Source organism: Rhizobium sp. NZLR1b (assembly GCF_019685155.1).
GTDB lineage: Bacteria > Pseudomonadota > Alphaproteobacteria > Rhizobiales > Rhizobiaceae > Rhizobium.
The window spans coordinates 97,243-111,652 of the sequence record NZ_JABDWC010000014.1; the positions used below are offsets into that span (position 1 = coordinate 97,243).

The 14,410-nt window shown below is 62.6% G+C and carries 14 protein-coding genes; 8 read left to right on the forward strand and 6 right to left on the reverse strand.

Features of this window, described 5'->3' with window-relative positions; genetic code table 11:
• Positions 1-74 precede the first annotated feature (74 nt).
• From HJB84_RS20075 to HJB84_RS20090, 4 genes are all read left to right on the forward strand, one after another.
• Positions 75-1,595 (forward strand): sugar ABC transporter ATP-binding protein, encoded by a 1,521-nt coding sequence (locus tag HJB84_RS20075; protein ID WP_221116694.1) that lies wholly within the window; start codon positions 75-77, stop codon positions 1,593-1,595.
• Complete coding sequence (locus HJB84_RS20080; protein WP_207582596.1) at positions 1,579-2,607, forward strand: ABC transporter permease; 1,029 nt, start codon at positions 1,579-1,581, stop codon at positions 2,605-2,607. The genes HJB84_RS20075 and HJB84_RS20080 overlap by 17 nt, the downstream gene beginning before the upstream one ends.
• 62 nt (positions 2,608-2,669) lie before the next feature.
• Positions 2,670-3,617 carry a glutathione synthase gene (gene gshB, locus HJB84_RS20085; RefSeq protein ID WP_207582597.1) on the forward strand — a complete coding sequence of 316 codons (948 nt, stop codon included), beginning with the start codon at positions 2,670-2,672 and terminating at the stop codon, positions 3,615-3,617.
• Between the two features lie 176 nt (positions 3,618-3,793).
• Positions 3,794-5,326 (forward strand): YifB family Mg chelatase-like AAA ATPase, encoded by a 1,533-nt coding sequence (locus tag HJB84_RS20090; RefSeq protein ID WP_207582598.1) that lies wholly within the window; start codon positions 3,794-3,796, stop codon positions 5,324-5,326.
• A 118-nt stretch (positions 5,327-5,444) separates the two neighbouring features.
• Here HJB84_RS20090 and cysK read toward each other — a convergent pair whose 3' ends face one another.
• Positions 5,445-6,407: a cysteine synthase A gene (cysK, locus tag HJB84_RS20095; RefSeq protein WP_207582599.1), complete on the reverse strand. Its 963-nt coding sequence runs from the start codon at positions 6,405-6,407 to the stop codon at positions 5,445-5,447.
• A gap of 144 nt (positions 6,408-6,551) precedes the next feature.
• A complete protein-coding gene (locus HJB84_RS20100) occupies positions 6,552-7,169 on the reverse strand; it encodes a LysE family translocator (protein WP_221116695.1) in 618 nt (205 codons plus the stop codon).
• 234 nt (positions 7,170-7,403) lie between these two features.
• Here HJB84_RS20100 and HJB84_RS20105 point away from each other — a divergent pair, with 234 nt between their 5' ends.
• Positions 7,404-7,922 carry a Dps family protein gene (locus HJB84_RS20105; protein ID WP_221116696.1) on the forward strand — a complete coding sequence of 173 codons (519 nt, stop codon included), beginning with the start codon at positions 7,404-7,406 and terminating at the stop codon, positions 7,920-7,922.
• Positions 7,923-8,015: 93 nt separating this feature from the next.
• On the opposite strand, the gene HJB84_RS20110 is transcribed toward HJB84_RS20105, so the two are convergent.
• Positions 8,016-8,930, reverse strand: coding sequence for a DMT family transporter (locus HJB84_RS20110; protein ID WP_207582602.1), 915 nt, complete (start codon positions 8,928-8,930; stop codon positions 8,016-8,018).
• Positions 8,931-9,027: 97 nt separating this feature from the next.
• Here HJB84_RS20110 and HJB84_RS20115 point away from each other — a divergent pair, with 97 nt between their 5' ends.
• On the forward strand, positions 9,028-9,492 hold the full coding sequence (locus HJB84_RS20115; RefSeq protein WP_221116697.1) for an Lrp/AsnC family transcriptional regulator: 465 nt from the start codon (positions 9,028-9,030) through the stop codon (positions 9,490-9,492).
• 145 nt (positions 9,493-9,637) lie between these two features.
• Here the strand turns inward: HJB84_RS20115 and HJB84_RS20120 are convergent, their stop codons facing one another.
• Entirely contained in the window at positions 9,638-10,537 is a 900-nt protein-coding gene (locus HJB84_RS20120) for a GNAT family N-acetyltransferase (protein WP_221116698.1), read from the reverse strand.
• A complete protein-coding gene (gene dut / locus HJB84_RS20125) occupies positions 10,537-11,007 on the reverse strand; it encodes a dUTP diphosphatase (RefSeq protein ID WP_207582604.1) in 471 nt (156 codons plus the stop codon). The genes HJB84_RS20120 and dut overlap by 1 nt, the downstream gene beginning before the upstream one ends.
• Before the next feature lie 90 nt (positions 11,008-11,097).
• Between dut and HJB84_RS20130 the strand changes: the two genes are divergently transcribed.
• A complete protein-coding gene (locus HJB84_RS20130) occupies positions 11,098-12,681 on the forward strand; it encodes a peptide chain release factor 3 (RefSeq protein WP_207582605.1) in 1,584 nt (527 codons plus the stop codon).
• A 7-nt stretch (positions 12,682-12,688) separates the two neighbouring features.
• Here the strand turns inward: HJB84_RS20130 and HJB84_RS20135 are convergent, their stop codons facing one another.
• Positions 12,689-13,582: a LysR substrate-binding domain-containing protein gene (locus HJB84_RS20135; protein WP_207582606.1), complete on the reverse strand. Its 894-nt coding sequence runs from the start codon at positions 13,580-13,582 to the stop codon at positions 12,689-12,691.
• A gap of 114 nt (positions 13,583-13,696) precedes the next feature.
• On the opposite strand from HJB84_RS20135, the gene HJB84_RS20140 reads away from it, so the two are divergent.
• Positions 13,697-14,404: a glutathione S-transferase family protein gene (locus tag HJB84_RS20140; RefSeq protein ID WP_221116699.1), complete on the forward strand. Its 708-nt coding sequence runs from the start codon at positions 13,697-13,699 to the stop codon at positions 14,402-14,404.
• The last annotated feature ends 6 nt before the right edge of the window (positions 14,405-14,410 follow it).

The following is a 14,410-nucleotide window of genomic DNA, read 5'->3' on the forward strand; positions in this document are numbered from 1 at the left end:
TCCGGAAGAGGCTTGTTTCGAGCCTCTCCGATGCGCCTTTCGTGGAGGATCGCCTAATCGTGCATGAGGTCGACGTGTCAGACGCAGCAGATGACGACATCCTGAGACTGGAAGGGATCGGCAAGCGCTTCCCCGGCGTCGTGGCCCTCAAGGATGTCTCGATGCGGATCAGCCGCGGCAAGGGGCACGTTCTCCTGGGCGAGAACGGTGCCGGAAAGTCGACGCTGATCAATCTGCTCGGCGGCGTCTTCAGGCCGGATGACGGCCATATTCTATTTGACGGCAAACCTTACCATCCCTCCTCGCCGCTGGAGGCGTTCAAGGCCGGCATCCGCGTCATTCACCAAGAACTGCACCCGCTGTCCAACCTGACGGTTGCCGAAAATCTCTTGTTTGAGCATCTGCCGCGCCGATATGGCCTGGTGAACTATAAGGCGATGAACGCCAGGGCGGCCGAACTCCTCGAAGAGGTCGGTCTCGACGTTGCCCCGACGACGCTGGCAGGCAGCCTCAGCGTCGCGCAGCTGCAACTGGTCGAGATCGCCAAGGCGCTTTGTTACGAAAGCAAGCTTCTCGTTCTCGACGAACCGACGGCAACTCTGACCTCCAAGGAGGTCGATCGCCTCTTCGAAATTCTGAAGCGCCTGAAGCGGCGTGGCGTCACCACGCTCTATATCTCACACCGGCTGGAGGAGATCTTCGACGTCGGTGACGACGTGACGGTGCTGCGCGACGGCCAGCATGTGATTACCCGTCCGCTGGCGGGATTGGCTATCCCTGACATCGTCGAGCTGATGGTCGGGCGCAAGCTTTCCGATCACGGCATTTTTAAAGGCGACAGCATCGTATCTGGCGAAGCGCTCGGCGTTTCCGGCCTGAAGGTGAACCGCAACAGCCCGGAACTGTCCTTTTCCGTCGCCAAGGGCGAAATCGTCGGCATTGCCGGCCTTGTCGGCAGCGGCCGCACCGAGGCGGTTCGGGCTCTCTTCGGCGCCGACGTCAAGGCATCCGGCGAAATCCGTCTGAATGGCGAGCTGGTCGAAATCAATTCGCCGAAGGATGCCGTTGCGGCCGGGCTGTGCCTGGCAACCGAAGACCGCAAGATGCAGGGCCTGATGCTCGACATGAGCTGCGCCCAAAACTCCACGATAACCGATCTCGCCAAGATCTCCCGCAACGGCCTGATCAGCGGCAAAGCGGAGGATGATCACGCCCAGCGCCTGGTGCGCGAGCTGCGGATCAAGACGCCCTCCATCCATCAGGCCGTCAGGACCTTTTCCGGCGGCAATCAGCAAAAGGTGGTCATCGCCAAATGGCTGTTCCGCGGCCCCAAGGTGCTGATCTTCGATGAGCCGACCCGCGGCATCGACGTCGGTGCGAAGGCCGAGATTTATGAGCTGTTGTGGAAATTTGCCGCCGAAGGAAAAGGTGTGCTGGTGGTATCTTCGGATCTGCCGGAGCTGATCGGCATTTGCCATCGCATCATCGTTTTCTCCGACGGCAAAATATCCGGCGAAATCGCTCGCGAACAATTTGACGAGAGCAGGATCCTGTCGCTCGCCTACAAGGAGTACAGTCGTGTCCGCCAACATTGAAAAACAGACCGAGGCAAAAGAGGCGCGCTTCTGGGACAAGCTTATCCGGATCTCGATGAAGGAGGCGGGCGTCGCCATCGCCCTCATTCTGATCCTGGCGTTTTTCTCGGCGACCGCGCCCTATTTCGCGACGCCGGAGAATTTCCTGAAGATCTTCGTGCAGATTGCCATCAACACCGTGCTTGCTGCGGGCATGACCTTCGTCATCCTGGTCGGCGGCATCGATCTTTCGGTCGGCTCGCTGCTTGCCCTTTGCACGGTGATCGGCGCAACGATCATGATCAATCCGATGTTTTCGCCATGGCAGGCGATTATTCTCGCTTGTCTTGCCGCGATGGGCACCGGCGCTGTGCTTGGCGCCGTCAACGGCTGGATCTGCGAGAAGTGGAAGCTTCCCTCCTTCATCGTCACGCTCGGCATGCTCAACGTCGCCAGCGGCCTGGCGCGCGTCGTCAGCGACAATTCGACTATCACCGGCCTGCCGCAGCCTTTCGTCGATTTCGGCAACCTGATCTTCTGGGGCATACTCCCATCGATCTTTTTGATTGCGGTCGTCGTCGTCCTCATCGGCTGGTTCGTGCTGCGTTATACCGTCTTCGGCCGCTTCGTCTTCGCCATCGGCACCAATGAAGAGGCCGTTCGGCTCTCGGGACATCAGCCGAAAAAATACAAGATCGCGGTCTTCACCATTTCCGGGCTGACCGCCGGCATCGCCGCCATGGTCTATCTGCTCCGCCTCAATGTCGGCAGCCCGGTTGCCGGCATCGGTTATGAGCTGAATGCCATCGCTGCCGTCATCATCGGCGGCACCAGCCTCTCGGGCGGCAAAGGCTCGATCATCGGCACGCTGGTCGGCGCCTGCATTCTGCAGGTCCTGTCGACCGGATTGCAGCTTCTCGGCGCCGACGACAATATCAAGCCGATCGTCATCGGCGCCGTCATCGTGCTTGCCGTCATTCTCGACAGCTATCGCGGCCGGCTGATGCGGATCCTCGAAACGCGAAGCCCTTGATTGGCCGTTGCGTTTGATATCTCTCCGACCTACATCTGTCCGGCATTCAGCGAGGGACGGAAATGGCCAAGATCACCAATGTAGCGGTCCAGATGGACCATGTCGCCGGCATCAATATTGCAGGTGACTCCACCTTCGCCATGAGCCTGGAAGCGCAAGTGCGCGGCTACAGGCTATTCCATTATACGCCCGAGCGCCTGAGTTTTCGCGACGGCAAGCTCTATGCCAGCGTCGAGCCGATGCTGCTGCGCGATGTCAAGGGCGATCACTTTGAACTCGGCGCGCCGGAGCGCGTCGATCTTTCGACCATGGATGTCGTGCTGCTGCGCCAGGACCCGCCCTTCGACATGGCCTATATCACTTCGACGCATCTGCTCGAGCGCATCCACCCGAAGACGCTGGTCGTCAACGATCCGGCCTGGGTGCGCAATTCGCCGGAGAAGATCTTCGTTACCGAATTCGCCGACCTGATGCCGAAGACGCTGATCACCAAGGATGCCGCCGAAATCCGCCGCTTCCGCGACGAGATGGGCGACATCATCTTGAAGCCGCTCTACGGCAATGGCGGCGCCGGTGTCTTCCATTCGACCCGCGACGACCGCAACCTATCGTCGCTGCTTGAGATGTTCGGCCAGCTTTTCCGCGAGCCCTTCATCGCCCAGCAATATCTGCCCGACGTGCGCAAGGGCGACAAACGCATCATCCTGGTCGACGGCGAATTTGCCGGCGCCATCAACCGCGTGCCGGCCGAACATGACAGCCGCTCCAACATGCATGTCGGCGGCCGCGCCGAGGCGACTGAGCTGACGCCGCGCGAACAGGAAATCTGCGACCGCATTGGCCCAGCGCTCAGAGAACGCGGCTTCCTGCTCGTTGGCATCGATGTGATCGGCGATTACATGACCGAGATCAACGTCACCTCGCCCACAGGCATCCGCGAGGTCAAGAAATTCGGCGGCGCCGATATCGCCAGTCTGCTCTGGGATGCGATCGAGCGCAAGCGCGGCTAAGCTTGGCGCGCGAGCCACCCGCGCCTGCTATGACCGGGCACAACTCCGGTCACAGTCTACATCTGACTATGTTCCCATCGTGTTCTTGTTTTATTCCTGTTTCCATGCCAGATTGCAACTGCTGGCCCGGAAGGGTTGCGGGCGGTATAAGAGTTTGCGGGCAGGGGGATGGGTTTATGGTCGCGCGTGTCAGTACGGTGGCATTTCAGGGCATCGAAGGTGTGCCGGTCGAGGTCCAGGTCATGGTCGCTCCCGGCAAAGTCGGCATGCAGATCGTCGGCCTGCCTGATAAGGCGGTGGCCGAAAGCCGCGAACGTGTGCAGGCCGCCCTTCACGCCTCCGGCCTGGCGCTGCCGGCCAAGCGGGTGACCGTCAACCTGGCGCCGGCCGATCTGCCGAAAGAAGGCTCACATTTCGACCTGCCGATCGCGCTGGCGCTGATGGCGGCGCTCGGCGCCATCCCTGCCGATGCGCTGGCGGAGTATGTCGTCGTTGGTGAACTCAACCTCGACGGCACGATTGCCGCCATATCGGGCGCGCTGCCGGCGGCGATCGGCGCCAATGGGCTCGGCAAGGGGCTGATCTGCCCGGCCGAAAGCGGCGCCGAAGCCGCCTGGGCCGGCGCCGAGGTCAATATTCTCGCACCCCGCAGCCTGATTGCCCTTGCCAATCATTTCCGCGGCACGCAGGTGCTCACCCGACCGGAGGCATCGATCCGCGCCAATGCCGCCAACCTGCCGGACCTTGCCGAGATCAAGGGCCAGGAAAGCGCCAAGCGGGCGCTCGAGGTAGCAGCCGCCGGCGGCCATAATCTCTTGATGGTCGGCCCTCCCGGTTCCGGCAAGTCGATGCTGGCGTCAAGACTGCCGTCGATCCTGCCGCCGCTCTCGCCCGCCGAGCTGCTCGAGGTTTCGATGGTCCATTCGATCGCCGGCCAGCTCTCCGGCGGCAAGCTTTCCGACCGCCGGCCTTTTCGCACGCCGCACCATTCCGCCACCATGGCCGCCCTCGTCGGCGGCGGCATCCGCGCCCGGCCGGGCGAGGCCTCGCTTGCCCATCACGGTGTGCTCTTCCTCGACGAGTTTCCCGAATTTACCCCGCAGGCGTTAGATGCGCTGCGCCAGCCGCTCGAAGGCGGCGAATGCGTCATCGCCCGCGCCAATCACCGCGTCTCCTATCCGGCGAAATTCCAGCTGATCGCAGCGATGAACCCCTGCCGATGCGGCATGGCCGGCGAGCCCGGCCATACTTGCGCCCGTGGCCCGCGCTGCATGAGCGATTATCAGGCCCGCATCTCCGGCCCGCTGATGGACCGCATCGATATCCGCATCGACGTGCCGGCCGTCTCCGCCGCTGATCTGATCCGGCCGATGGCCGCTGAGGCCAGCGCCGACGTCGCCCGCCGCGTCGCCCGCGCCCGCGAGATCCAGCAGGAGCGCTTCGAGGCCGCCGGCGCAAAGGGCATCGGCACCAATGCCCGCTGCTCCACCGCAATGATCGAGAAACTCGCCGAACCCGATGCCGGCGGCCTGCAGCTGCTGCGCGACGCCGCCGAAAAGATGAAATTCTCCGCCCGTGGCTACCACCGCGTCCTCAAGGTCGCCCGCACCCTCGCCGACCTCGACGGCAAACCGACGGTCGGCCGCCTCCATCTCGCCGAAGCGATTTCTTACCGCATTGCAGGGGAGAGGTTGACGGCGGCGGCGTGAGGATAGAAGCGAATAGGAAGTAGCGAATAGCGAATAGTTAAGTGCCTTGCCCGTCACCAAGCAGGCCTTCATCCTATTCGCTATTCGCGCTATTCGCGCTATTCGCGCTATTCGCTATTCAGCTACCCAGCCCTTCAAACAGCGCCGTCGACAGATACCGCTCCGCGAAGGACGGGATGATGATGACGATGTTCTTGCCGGCGTTCTCCGGACGGCTGCCGACTTTGATGGCGGCGGCCAGCGCCGCGCCCGAGGAGATGCCGACCGGCACGCCTTCGAGCCTTGCGACCAGGCGCGCCTGTTCGAAGGCCTCGTCGTTGGTGACGGTGACGACCTCGTCGTAGATGCCGGTGTCGAGGATTTTTGGGGCGAAGCCGGCGCCGATGCCCTGGATCTTGTGCGGGCCGGGATTGCCGCCGGAGAGGATCGGTGAATCGGCGGGCTCGACGGCGATGATCTGGATCTCGGGTTTGCGGCTCTTCAGCACCTGGCCGACGCCGGTGATCGTGCCGCCGGTGCCGATGCCGGAGATGAGGATGTCGACCGTGCCGTCGGTGTCGTTCCAGATTTCCTCGGCCGTGGTCTTGCGGTGGATCTCGGGATTGTCCGGATTTTCGAACTGCTGCGGAATGACGGCGTCGGGAAGCGACCCTGCCAGTTCCTCCGCCTTGGCGATGGCGCCCTTCATGCCCTTCGGTCCCTCAGTCAGCACGAGCTCGGCGCCGAGCAGCGCCAGCATCTTGCGGCGCTCGACCGACATGGTTTCCGGCATGGTGAGGATCAGCCGATATCCCTTGGCGGCGGCGGCAAAGGCGAGCGCAATGCCGGTGTTGCCCGAGGTCGGTTCGATCAGCACCGTCTTGCCGGGCGTGATCTTGCCCTGCGCTTCCAAGCCTTCGATCATCGCCACGCCGATGCGGTCCTTGACCGAGGCGATCGGGTTGAAGAATTCGAGCTTGCCGATCAGATTGGCCACCACGCCCTTTTCCCGCGCCAGCTTGTCGAAGCGCACGAGCGGCGTATCGCCGATGGTCTCGGTGATCGAGGAATAGATGCGGCCGCGGCCGGGCTTGTGCGACATGGGTGCCTCCCTTTGAAATCCTGCTCCTGAAATCGAGGAGGAGAATAGGGTCAAAGGCCTGAAGAGGCCAGACCGCGTTCACCCCGGGGGAGCGGGGAGCGGAGAAAAAAACCTTTGAAAACCGGTTCTTGCCGAATGTTTATTTCAGGCAGCCCGGGTGGCGATGAAGGCTGCCGTGCCGGCCAGGATGCCGGCGGCAACCCGGTTCAGCGCCTGCAGCGCGCGCGGTCGCTTCAGCATCGTGCGGGCCCGCGAGGCCAGCAGCATATAGGGCACGAGCACGGTGATCAGCACCACGAAGGTCACCGCAAGCAGCATCGCATAGTCGCGCAAGCCGATATTGCCGATATCGATCAGCGTCGGCACCAGGGCGACATAGAACAGCATCGTCTTCGGATTGCCGAGCGTCACCAGCAGGCCGGAGAGGAAGGATAGGCCGATATTGCTGGATTTCTTCGCCGCGATGTCCTGCGGCAGCAGCCCGGTCGTCCAGAGTTTCCAGGCGATATAGCCGAGATAGAGGGCGCCGGCGATTTTGATAATGATGAACACTTCGGTGAAGGTCTGCGCGACGAAGGCCAGGCCGAGAATGACCGCTGTCAGATAGCTCATGTCGCCAAGCACCAGGCCGAGGCCCATGAAGAAGGTCTCGCGGAAATTCGAGCCGAGCGCGCGGGCGACGATCGCGGTAATCCCGGGTCCGGGGATGGCGGCTGCGATGAACAGCGCTCCGGCATAGGTGATCAGGGCGGTGAGGCTCATCTTTGATATCCACTGGATTGCGCGATCTCTCTATAGGCGCGCTTCACGCCGTCATCAATGCTTCGGCGCTGATCGGTCCATGACCATAAGGAATAGGTCTGCTGAACGATAAGCCACTTGGAAAGCGATCCGGCCTTGCTAGTTCTCTCTCTGCACGCGCGCCATCGGCACCCTTTGCGCTCCCCGAAAAGACCGATGGCGCCGTCGAGATTTTCATCACCAAGGAGAAAATGAATGTCCCCTACCTCAGCCGAGTCCCGCAGACTTTCGCCGCTCAAGACCCCTTCCACCCTGCCGACCAATGCCGTCACCGATATTTCGGCGGCGCTGACCGCACTGCTCGCCGATGTCTTCACCCTTTATATGAAAACCAAGAACTTCCACTGGCACATGTCCGGCCCGCATTTCCGCGACTATCACCTGCTGCTCGACGAACAGGCAGAGCAGATATTCGCCATGACCGACGACATTGCCGAGCGCGCCCGCAAGATCGGCGGCGTGACGCTGCGCTCCATCGGCCAGATCGCCCGCCAGCAGCGCATAACCGACAATGACGCTGATTTCGTCACGGCCGAGGACATGCTGTCGGAACTGCGCGAGGACAATGGCCAGCTCGTTTCGCTGCTGCGCCAGCTGCATGGTCTCTGCGACGAGCATAATGATGTCGCGACCGCCAGCCTGATCGAGAACTGGATCGACGAGGGTGAGCGCCGCACCTGGTTCCTGTTCGAAACGACGCGCCGCCAGAAGTAAGACCGGCAAACCGGCGTGCCGGCCATCGATGCCGGCACGCCAATGCATGTCATCCGGACGTGTGCAGCAGTTCCATGCGACGCGCTTCAGCTCTCAACTCTCCAGCGCCCGCGGCCGCAGCCATCTTGGGCTCCAGCCGAGGTTCATGCCGGCGGCGGCAAGCAGGATGATCGCCGCGCCCGCGATCTGCATCGGCTGCAGCGCGTGGCCGAAGGCCAGCCGGTCGACGAGGATCGCCGCGATCGGATAGAGGAAGGACAGGGCGCCGGTGAGATGCGTCGGCAGCCGCTGGATCGCGCCATAGAGCAGCACATACATCAGCCCGGTATGAACGACGCCGACGGTGATAAGGATCGCCCACGTCCCCACATCCGCGGGTGGATGCGAAAAGTCGGTCATCGGCGCCAGCATCAGCATGCCGGTCGCGACCTGGATTAGCGCGATAAGATGCGGCGGCGTGCCCTTCAGCCATTTCGCGGCAAGCGCTGCGAGCGCGTAGAAGAAAGCCGCGCCCAGCGCCATCAGGATACCGAGGCCGTAGCCGTCGAGCGCATCGCCGCTTCCACCTGGTTTCCCCTGCACGATCGCTATCATGCCGGCGAAGGCGAGCACCAGCCAGAACAGCTTGGTCGCGGTGATTTTTTCGCCGAGAAACAGCGCGCCAAGCACCAGCAGCATGAAGGGCTGGGTGTTGTAGACGGTCGTGGCGATCGAGATCGTCGCATGAGAGTAGGAGGCGAACAGCAGCAGCCAGTTCAAGACGATGGCGACGCCGCCGAAGACGGCGATGCCGAAGGTGCGCAGCGTGAGAATGCCGGGCCGCAGCAGCCCGAGGGCGCCGCAGATGACGAGCAGGGTGAGCGCGCCGAACAGGCAGCGCCAGAAAACCACGCCGCTGACTGGCTGGCCCGACATGACGACGAACCAGCCGATCGTTCCCGAGATCAGCATCGCTGCCGTCATTTCCGCTGTGCCTCTTTTGATGTCGCTGCTCATGATTGCCTCCATTGTTGGCATCAGAATATTGAAGTGGCCGGCAATAATATATAATGATAAGAAGGAGAATGATCGCTATTGCCTAATCATGATAGGAAAAGATGACGCCATGGCTAATGATGCGCAATCGCTCGACGATACCGATCAGGCCATTCTGGAAGCCTTGGCCGGCAATGCGCGCATCTCGCTGAAGGAGCTGGCGCAGCAGGTGGGGCTCTCTTCGCCGAGTGCTGCCGAGCGTCTGCGGCGGCTGGAGGAGCGCGGCGTCATCAAGGCCTTCACCATCGATCTCGACCCCGCCGCCGTCGGTTATCCCCTGCAGGCGATCGTCCGCGTGCGCCCGCTGCCGGGACAGCTGCACATCGTCGAGCGCATCATCCAGGAAATTCCCGAAATCGTCGAATGCGACAAGGTGACCGGGGAGGATTGTTTTATCGCTCGCCTGGTCATCCGCTCGATGGCGGAGCTCGACGGCCTGCTGGACAGGGTCGCCGAACGGGCGGAAACCAACACCGCGATGATCAAGGCCTCGCCCGTCAAGCGCCGCCTGCCGCCGCTGTCACGGAAAAAGTAAAGTCGGCGAACGAGTGCTTAAAGCGCGTCGCGATCTTTCAGATTCGCTCCTTGCGCTTTAACTCTTTGTTTTACGCATGTCGTTGCGGCAAAAGCGCTTCGCGCTTTGCCTGGGAAAACCGCTGCACACTTTTGCGCGACATGCTTTAGAAATCCGCCATCGGCGACAGCATTGCCGGAAAGTGCGGGGCCTCATCGCCGAGCCCGCGCAGCATCAGCACTGTGCCGCTTTCCACCGGCTGCGGCGTGCCCGCCCAGCCGAGCTTATCGGGACGGAAAAACACCTCGACGGCGGCCGAGGCAATGTCGAGCCCGCCGAGGATCGCGGCAAGCGCCGGGATCTCCGTCGCCACGACATCGAGAAGGCTGAAGCGGCCCGCCTCATCCATCTTCCAGGCGATCGCAGCCTGCTGGTCTTCCAGCAAGCTGACGTGAACATCGGCATTGAGCTGCGTATTGATGAGAAACATCGCGGCATTGATTGTCACCGAGAGCGAGGTCGAAACCGGGCTTCGCGCTTTCAGCAGCGATTGCAGCAGGGCAAGATCGTCGGCATTGCTCGGCGCAAGCAGCCGGGCGGGGCCGGCGAAAATCGAGGGGTCTGGTGCAACTCCCTCATATCGATACTGCGGTATCGCGCGAAAACCGTAGGCTTGGTAGAGCGACGGTTTGTCGGTGTAGAGGATGACGGCTTCAAAACCCTGCCGCTCGCACCAGTCGAGCGCTTTCACCGTCACGTCGCGGTAGAGCCCGCGGCCGCGCCATGGCGGCCGCACCGCACCCGATTGCAGCCCGGCGGCATGGACGATCCTGCCGTTGAGGACGAAGGGCAGCGCAAAGGCCGAGATATTGGCGGCAAGGACGCCCTCGGCATCGAACCAGCCGAACGGCATGCTGGTGGGATCGGGTCCGCCGAGCCGCTGCATTGGGCCGAGATCGATGCCGAAAATATCCTTGAGCAGGCAGACCAAGGCTGCCCAGCCGGCCGGGTCGCCGAAATAATCCTGCCGGAAGGTGAGGCCCGCGCTGTCGGGGGGCTTATTCATCACACGCCGGTAGAGCCGAAGCCGCCGGCGCCGCGCATTGTCTCGCTTGCCGCGGCACTCTCGGCGACCCGCGCCTGGGTCACCGGCGCGATCACCATCTGGGCGATGCGCATGCCGCGCTCGATAATGAACGGTTCGTCGCCGAGATTGGCGAGCAGCACTTTCACCTCGCCGCGATAGTCACTGTCGACGGTGCCCGGCGAATTCAGGCAGGTGATGCCGTGTTTGAAGGCAAGGCCGGAGCGCGGCCGCACCTGGCCCTCGAACCCCTCGGGGATCTCGAAGATGAAACCGGTTGGCACCAGCGCCCGTTTGCCGGGCAGCAGCGTCAGTGGTGCTGCCGCGTCGACGGCGGCGCGCAGGTCCATGCCGGCCGCCCCCTTGCTTTCATAGGCGGGCAGGTCGAGGCCTTCGCCGTTGGCCAGGCGGATGAGGTTCAGCGTCGGTCTCACATCGTGATGAATGGTCATGGCCCATTACTTTGCGCCCGGAGCGCCGAGGTCAATTGCAAAGCCGGGCTTTAATCGTTAGATACGCGGCAATTCCACAGGATTCACAGTATGGCCGAAAGTCTCGCCGAGGCGGTTTCCCGCCGCCGCACATTCGCTATTATCGCCCACCCGGACGCGGGCAAGACGACGCTCACCGAAAAGCTGCTGCTGTTCGGCGGCGCCATTCAGCTTGCCGGGGAAGTCAAGGCGAAGAAGGATCGCATACAGACGCGCTCCGACTGGATGAAGATCGAGCGCGAACGCGGCATCTCCGTCGTCACCTCGGTGATGACCTTTGAATATAACGACAATGTCTTCAACATCCTCGACACACCGGGCCACGAGGATTTCGCCGACGACACCTATCGCACGCTGACCGCCGTCGATGCCGCCGTGATGGTCATCGATGCCGCCAAGGGCATCGAGCCGCGCACGCTGAAGCTCTTCGAAGTCTGCCGCATGCGCGATATCCCGATCATCACCTTCATCAACAAGATGGACCGCGAAAGCCGCGATCCCTTCGAGATCCTCGACGAGGTGGAAGAGAAGCTGGCGCTGGATACGGCGCCGATCACCTGGCCGATCGGCCGCTCGAAGACCTTCTGCGGCTCCTACAATATTGCTGCCAACACGGTGCGCGGCTCGGATACCGAAATCGAGGGAACGCCGGTCAACGGCCCGCAGAGCGTTGCCGGCCGGCTGCCGGAAAACGAGCGCCAGGTCTTCGTCGAGGAGACGGAACTGGCGATCGAGGCCTGCCGCCCATTCGACCGCCAATCCTTCCTGGAAGGCCATATGACGCCGGTTTTCTTCGGCTCGGCGCTGCGCAATTACGGCGTTCGCGACCTGATCGACGCGCTCGGCGATTTTGCGCCGCCGCCACGCGACCAGGTCGCCGATACCAGGACGGTGCACGCGACCGACGACAAGATGACGGCCTTCGTCTTCAAGATCCAGGCCAACATGGATCCCAACCACCGCGACCGCATCGCCTTTGCCCGCATCTGCTCCGGCAAGCTCGAGCGCGGCATGAAGGCAAGGCTTGCCCGCACCGGCAAGCAGCTCGGCCTGACGGCGCCACAATTCTTCTTTGCCTCGCAGCGCCAGCTCGCCGACACCGCCTATGCCGGCGATGTCGTCGGCATTCCCAACCACGGGACGCTCCGCATCGGCGATACGCTGACCGAAGGCGAATCGCTGGTCTTCCAGGGCGTGCCGAACTTCTCGCCTGAAATCCTGCGCCGCGTGCGCCTGGAAGACGCGATGAAGGCGAAGAAGCTCAAGGAAGCCCTGCAGCAGATGGCCGAAGAAGGCGTCGTCCAGCTGTTTTCGCCGGAAGACGGTTCACCGGCGATCGTCGGCGTCGTCGGCGCCCTGCAGCTCGACGTCTTGAAGGAGCGGCTGATGGCCGAATACGGCCTGCCGGTCTCCTTCGAAACGTCGCGTTTCTCGGTCTGCCGCTGGATCTCGGCCGATCAGCCGGCCGATCTCGAAAAATTCCTCACCGTCAAACGCGGCGATATCGCCCGTGATCTCGACGGCGATCCGGTCTTCCTCGCCCAGGACGGTTTCTCGTTGCGCTACGAGTCGGAACGCCATCCGGCCATCAAGATGGTCGCCATCAAGGAATATCACGCCGCCAAGGCGGCGTGATACGGCTCTAGCCGGCAAGCCGTTCCGCCAAAAAATCGACGACGGCGCGCACCGCTGGCAGCTGGCCGCGCCGGTGCGGCATCAGGATCGTCGTCTCGATGCTGCCGGCCGTCCAGTCCGGTAGCAGCCGCACCAGCCGCATGGTCGCCAGCGCCTTCCGGCAGACCGATGTCGGCAGGCAGGTGATGCCGAGCCCGGCCGCCGCCGCTTCCATCAGCACATAGGGTTCATCCGCCGCCATCACGGACTGCAGTGTGACCAGAGCCTTTTCGCCGCTATCGCAATAGAGCCGCCATTGATTGTCGGTCAGGCTGGTCATGATCGTGGCATGTTGCGCCAGCTCTTCCGGCCTGCTCGGTTCGCCATGGGCGCGGATATAATCCGGCGACGCGAGAATGAAGAAAGGATGGCTGGCAAGCTTGCGCTGCACCAGCGCCGAATCCGGCAGCGGCGCGCGGTGACTGCGCAGCGCGATGTCGAAGCCTTCCTGGACGATATCGACGAAGCGGTCGGTCACATGAACGGAAAGCCGGAGCTTTGGATAGCGTGCCGCCAGCGCCGGCAGGTGCTCCGTCAGGGTGAACTGCGCCGTCGGCACCGAGGCGGTCAGGCGAACACTGCCGGCCGGTTCGGCCAGATGCCGCCGCACGATGCCCTCGGCCATCTCCGCCTCGATGATCGAGGCCTGGGCGTGCTGAAAGAATTCTCGGCCGAGCTCGGTCAGCGCGAAGCTCCGTGACGTGCGCTGAATCAGCCGCACGCCAAGCCGTCCCTCCAGCTCCGCGACCCGCTTGCTGACGGTCGATTTCGGAATGCCGAGATGTCTCGCCGCGGCCGTGAAACCGCCACTGTCGACCGCCTGCACGAAGAGATGCAGGTCGTTGAGGTTGAAAAGCGCCATGACCATCTTCCAGGATTATAGACATTGGGATGCATTTATAGCCTCTACCGCAAGATCGTCCACATCTGCACATTGATCGCGTCCAAACGGGCTCAATTCTGAAAGGAACGATTGATGTCACCCATATTGTTTTACGGCGTCCCGGAAGGCTGCTCCTTCGGCTCGATCGTCGCGCTGGAATGGTCCGGCCTGCCCTACCGGCTCTGCCGCGTCGAGATGCCGGAAATGGTCTCCAGCGATGAATACCTCAGGATCAACCCAGTCGGCGAAACGCCGTCGCTGTTGCTTGAGGATGGCAGGGTCATCAGCGAAAGCATGGCGATCCTCCAGCATATCGGCGCCCGCGCAATCGGCAGCGGTCGGGGTTTTGCGCAGGGGTCGGAGGATTTCGATCGCCTGAACCAGATGCTCGCCTTTCTCAACACCAGTTTCTTCAAGGCTTTCGGCCCGCTCTGGTATGCCTTCGAACACCCGCTGGAGCCGCAGCAGAAGCAGGCGCTGGCGGCCTATGGCATCGCCGCGGTCGAAAAGGCCCATCATACGCTGGAACGTCTGCTTGATGGCCGCGAATGGCTTCTCGGCAACGGCCCGAGCCTGGCCGACGCCTATTTCGTCGGGATCGCCCGCTGGAACGATTTTCACAAGGTCGTCGACCGGCAGCAGTTTCCCGGCCTGCATCGCCTCTATGAGCGCATGCAGCAGCAGCCGGCCGTGCGTTTCGCCCAGGCAATCGAGCACCGGCAGGAGGTTAAAAGCAGTGGCGGTTTCCTCGGCGAGGTCGATCTGACCGAAGCGCTCGGCCTGTTGAAGCAGGCGGCCTGAACCCGG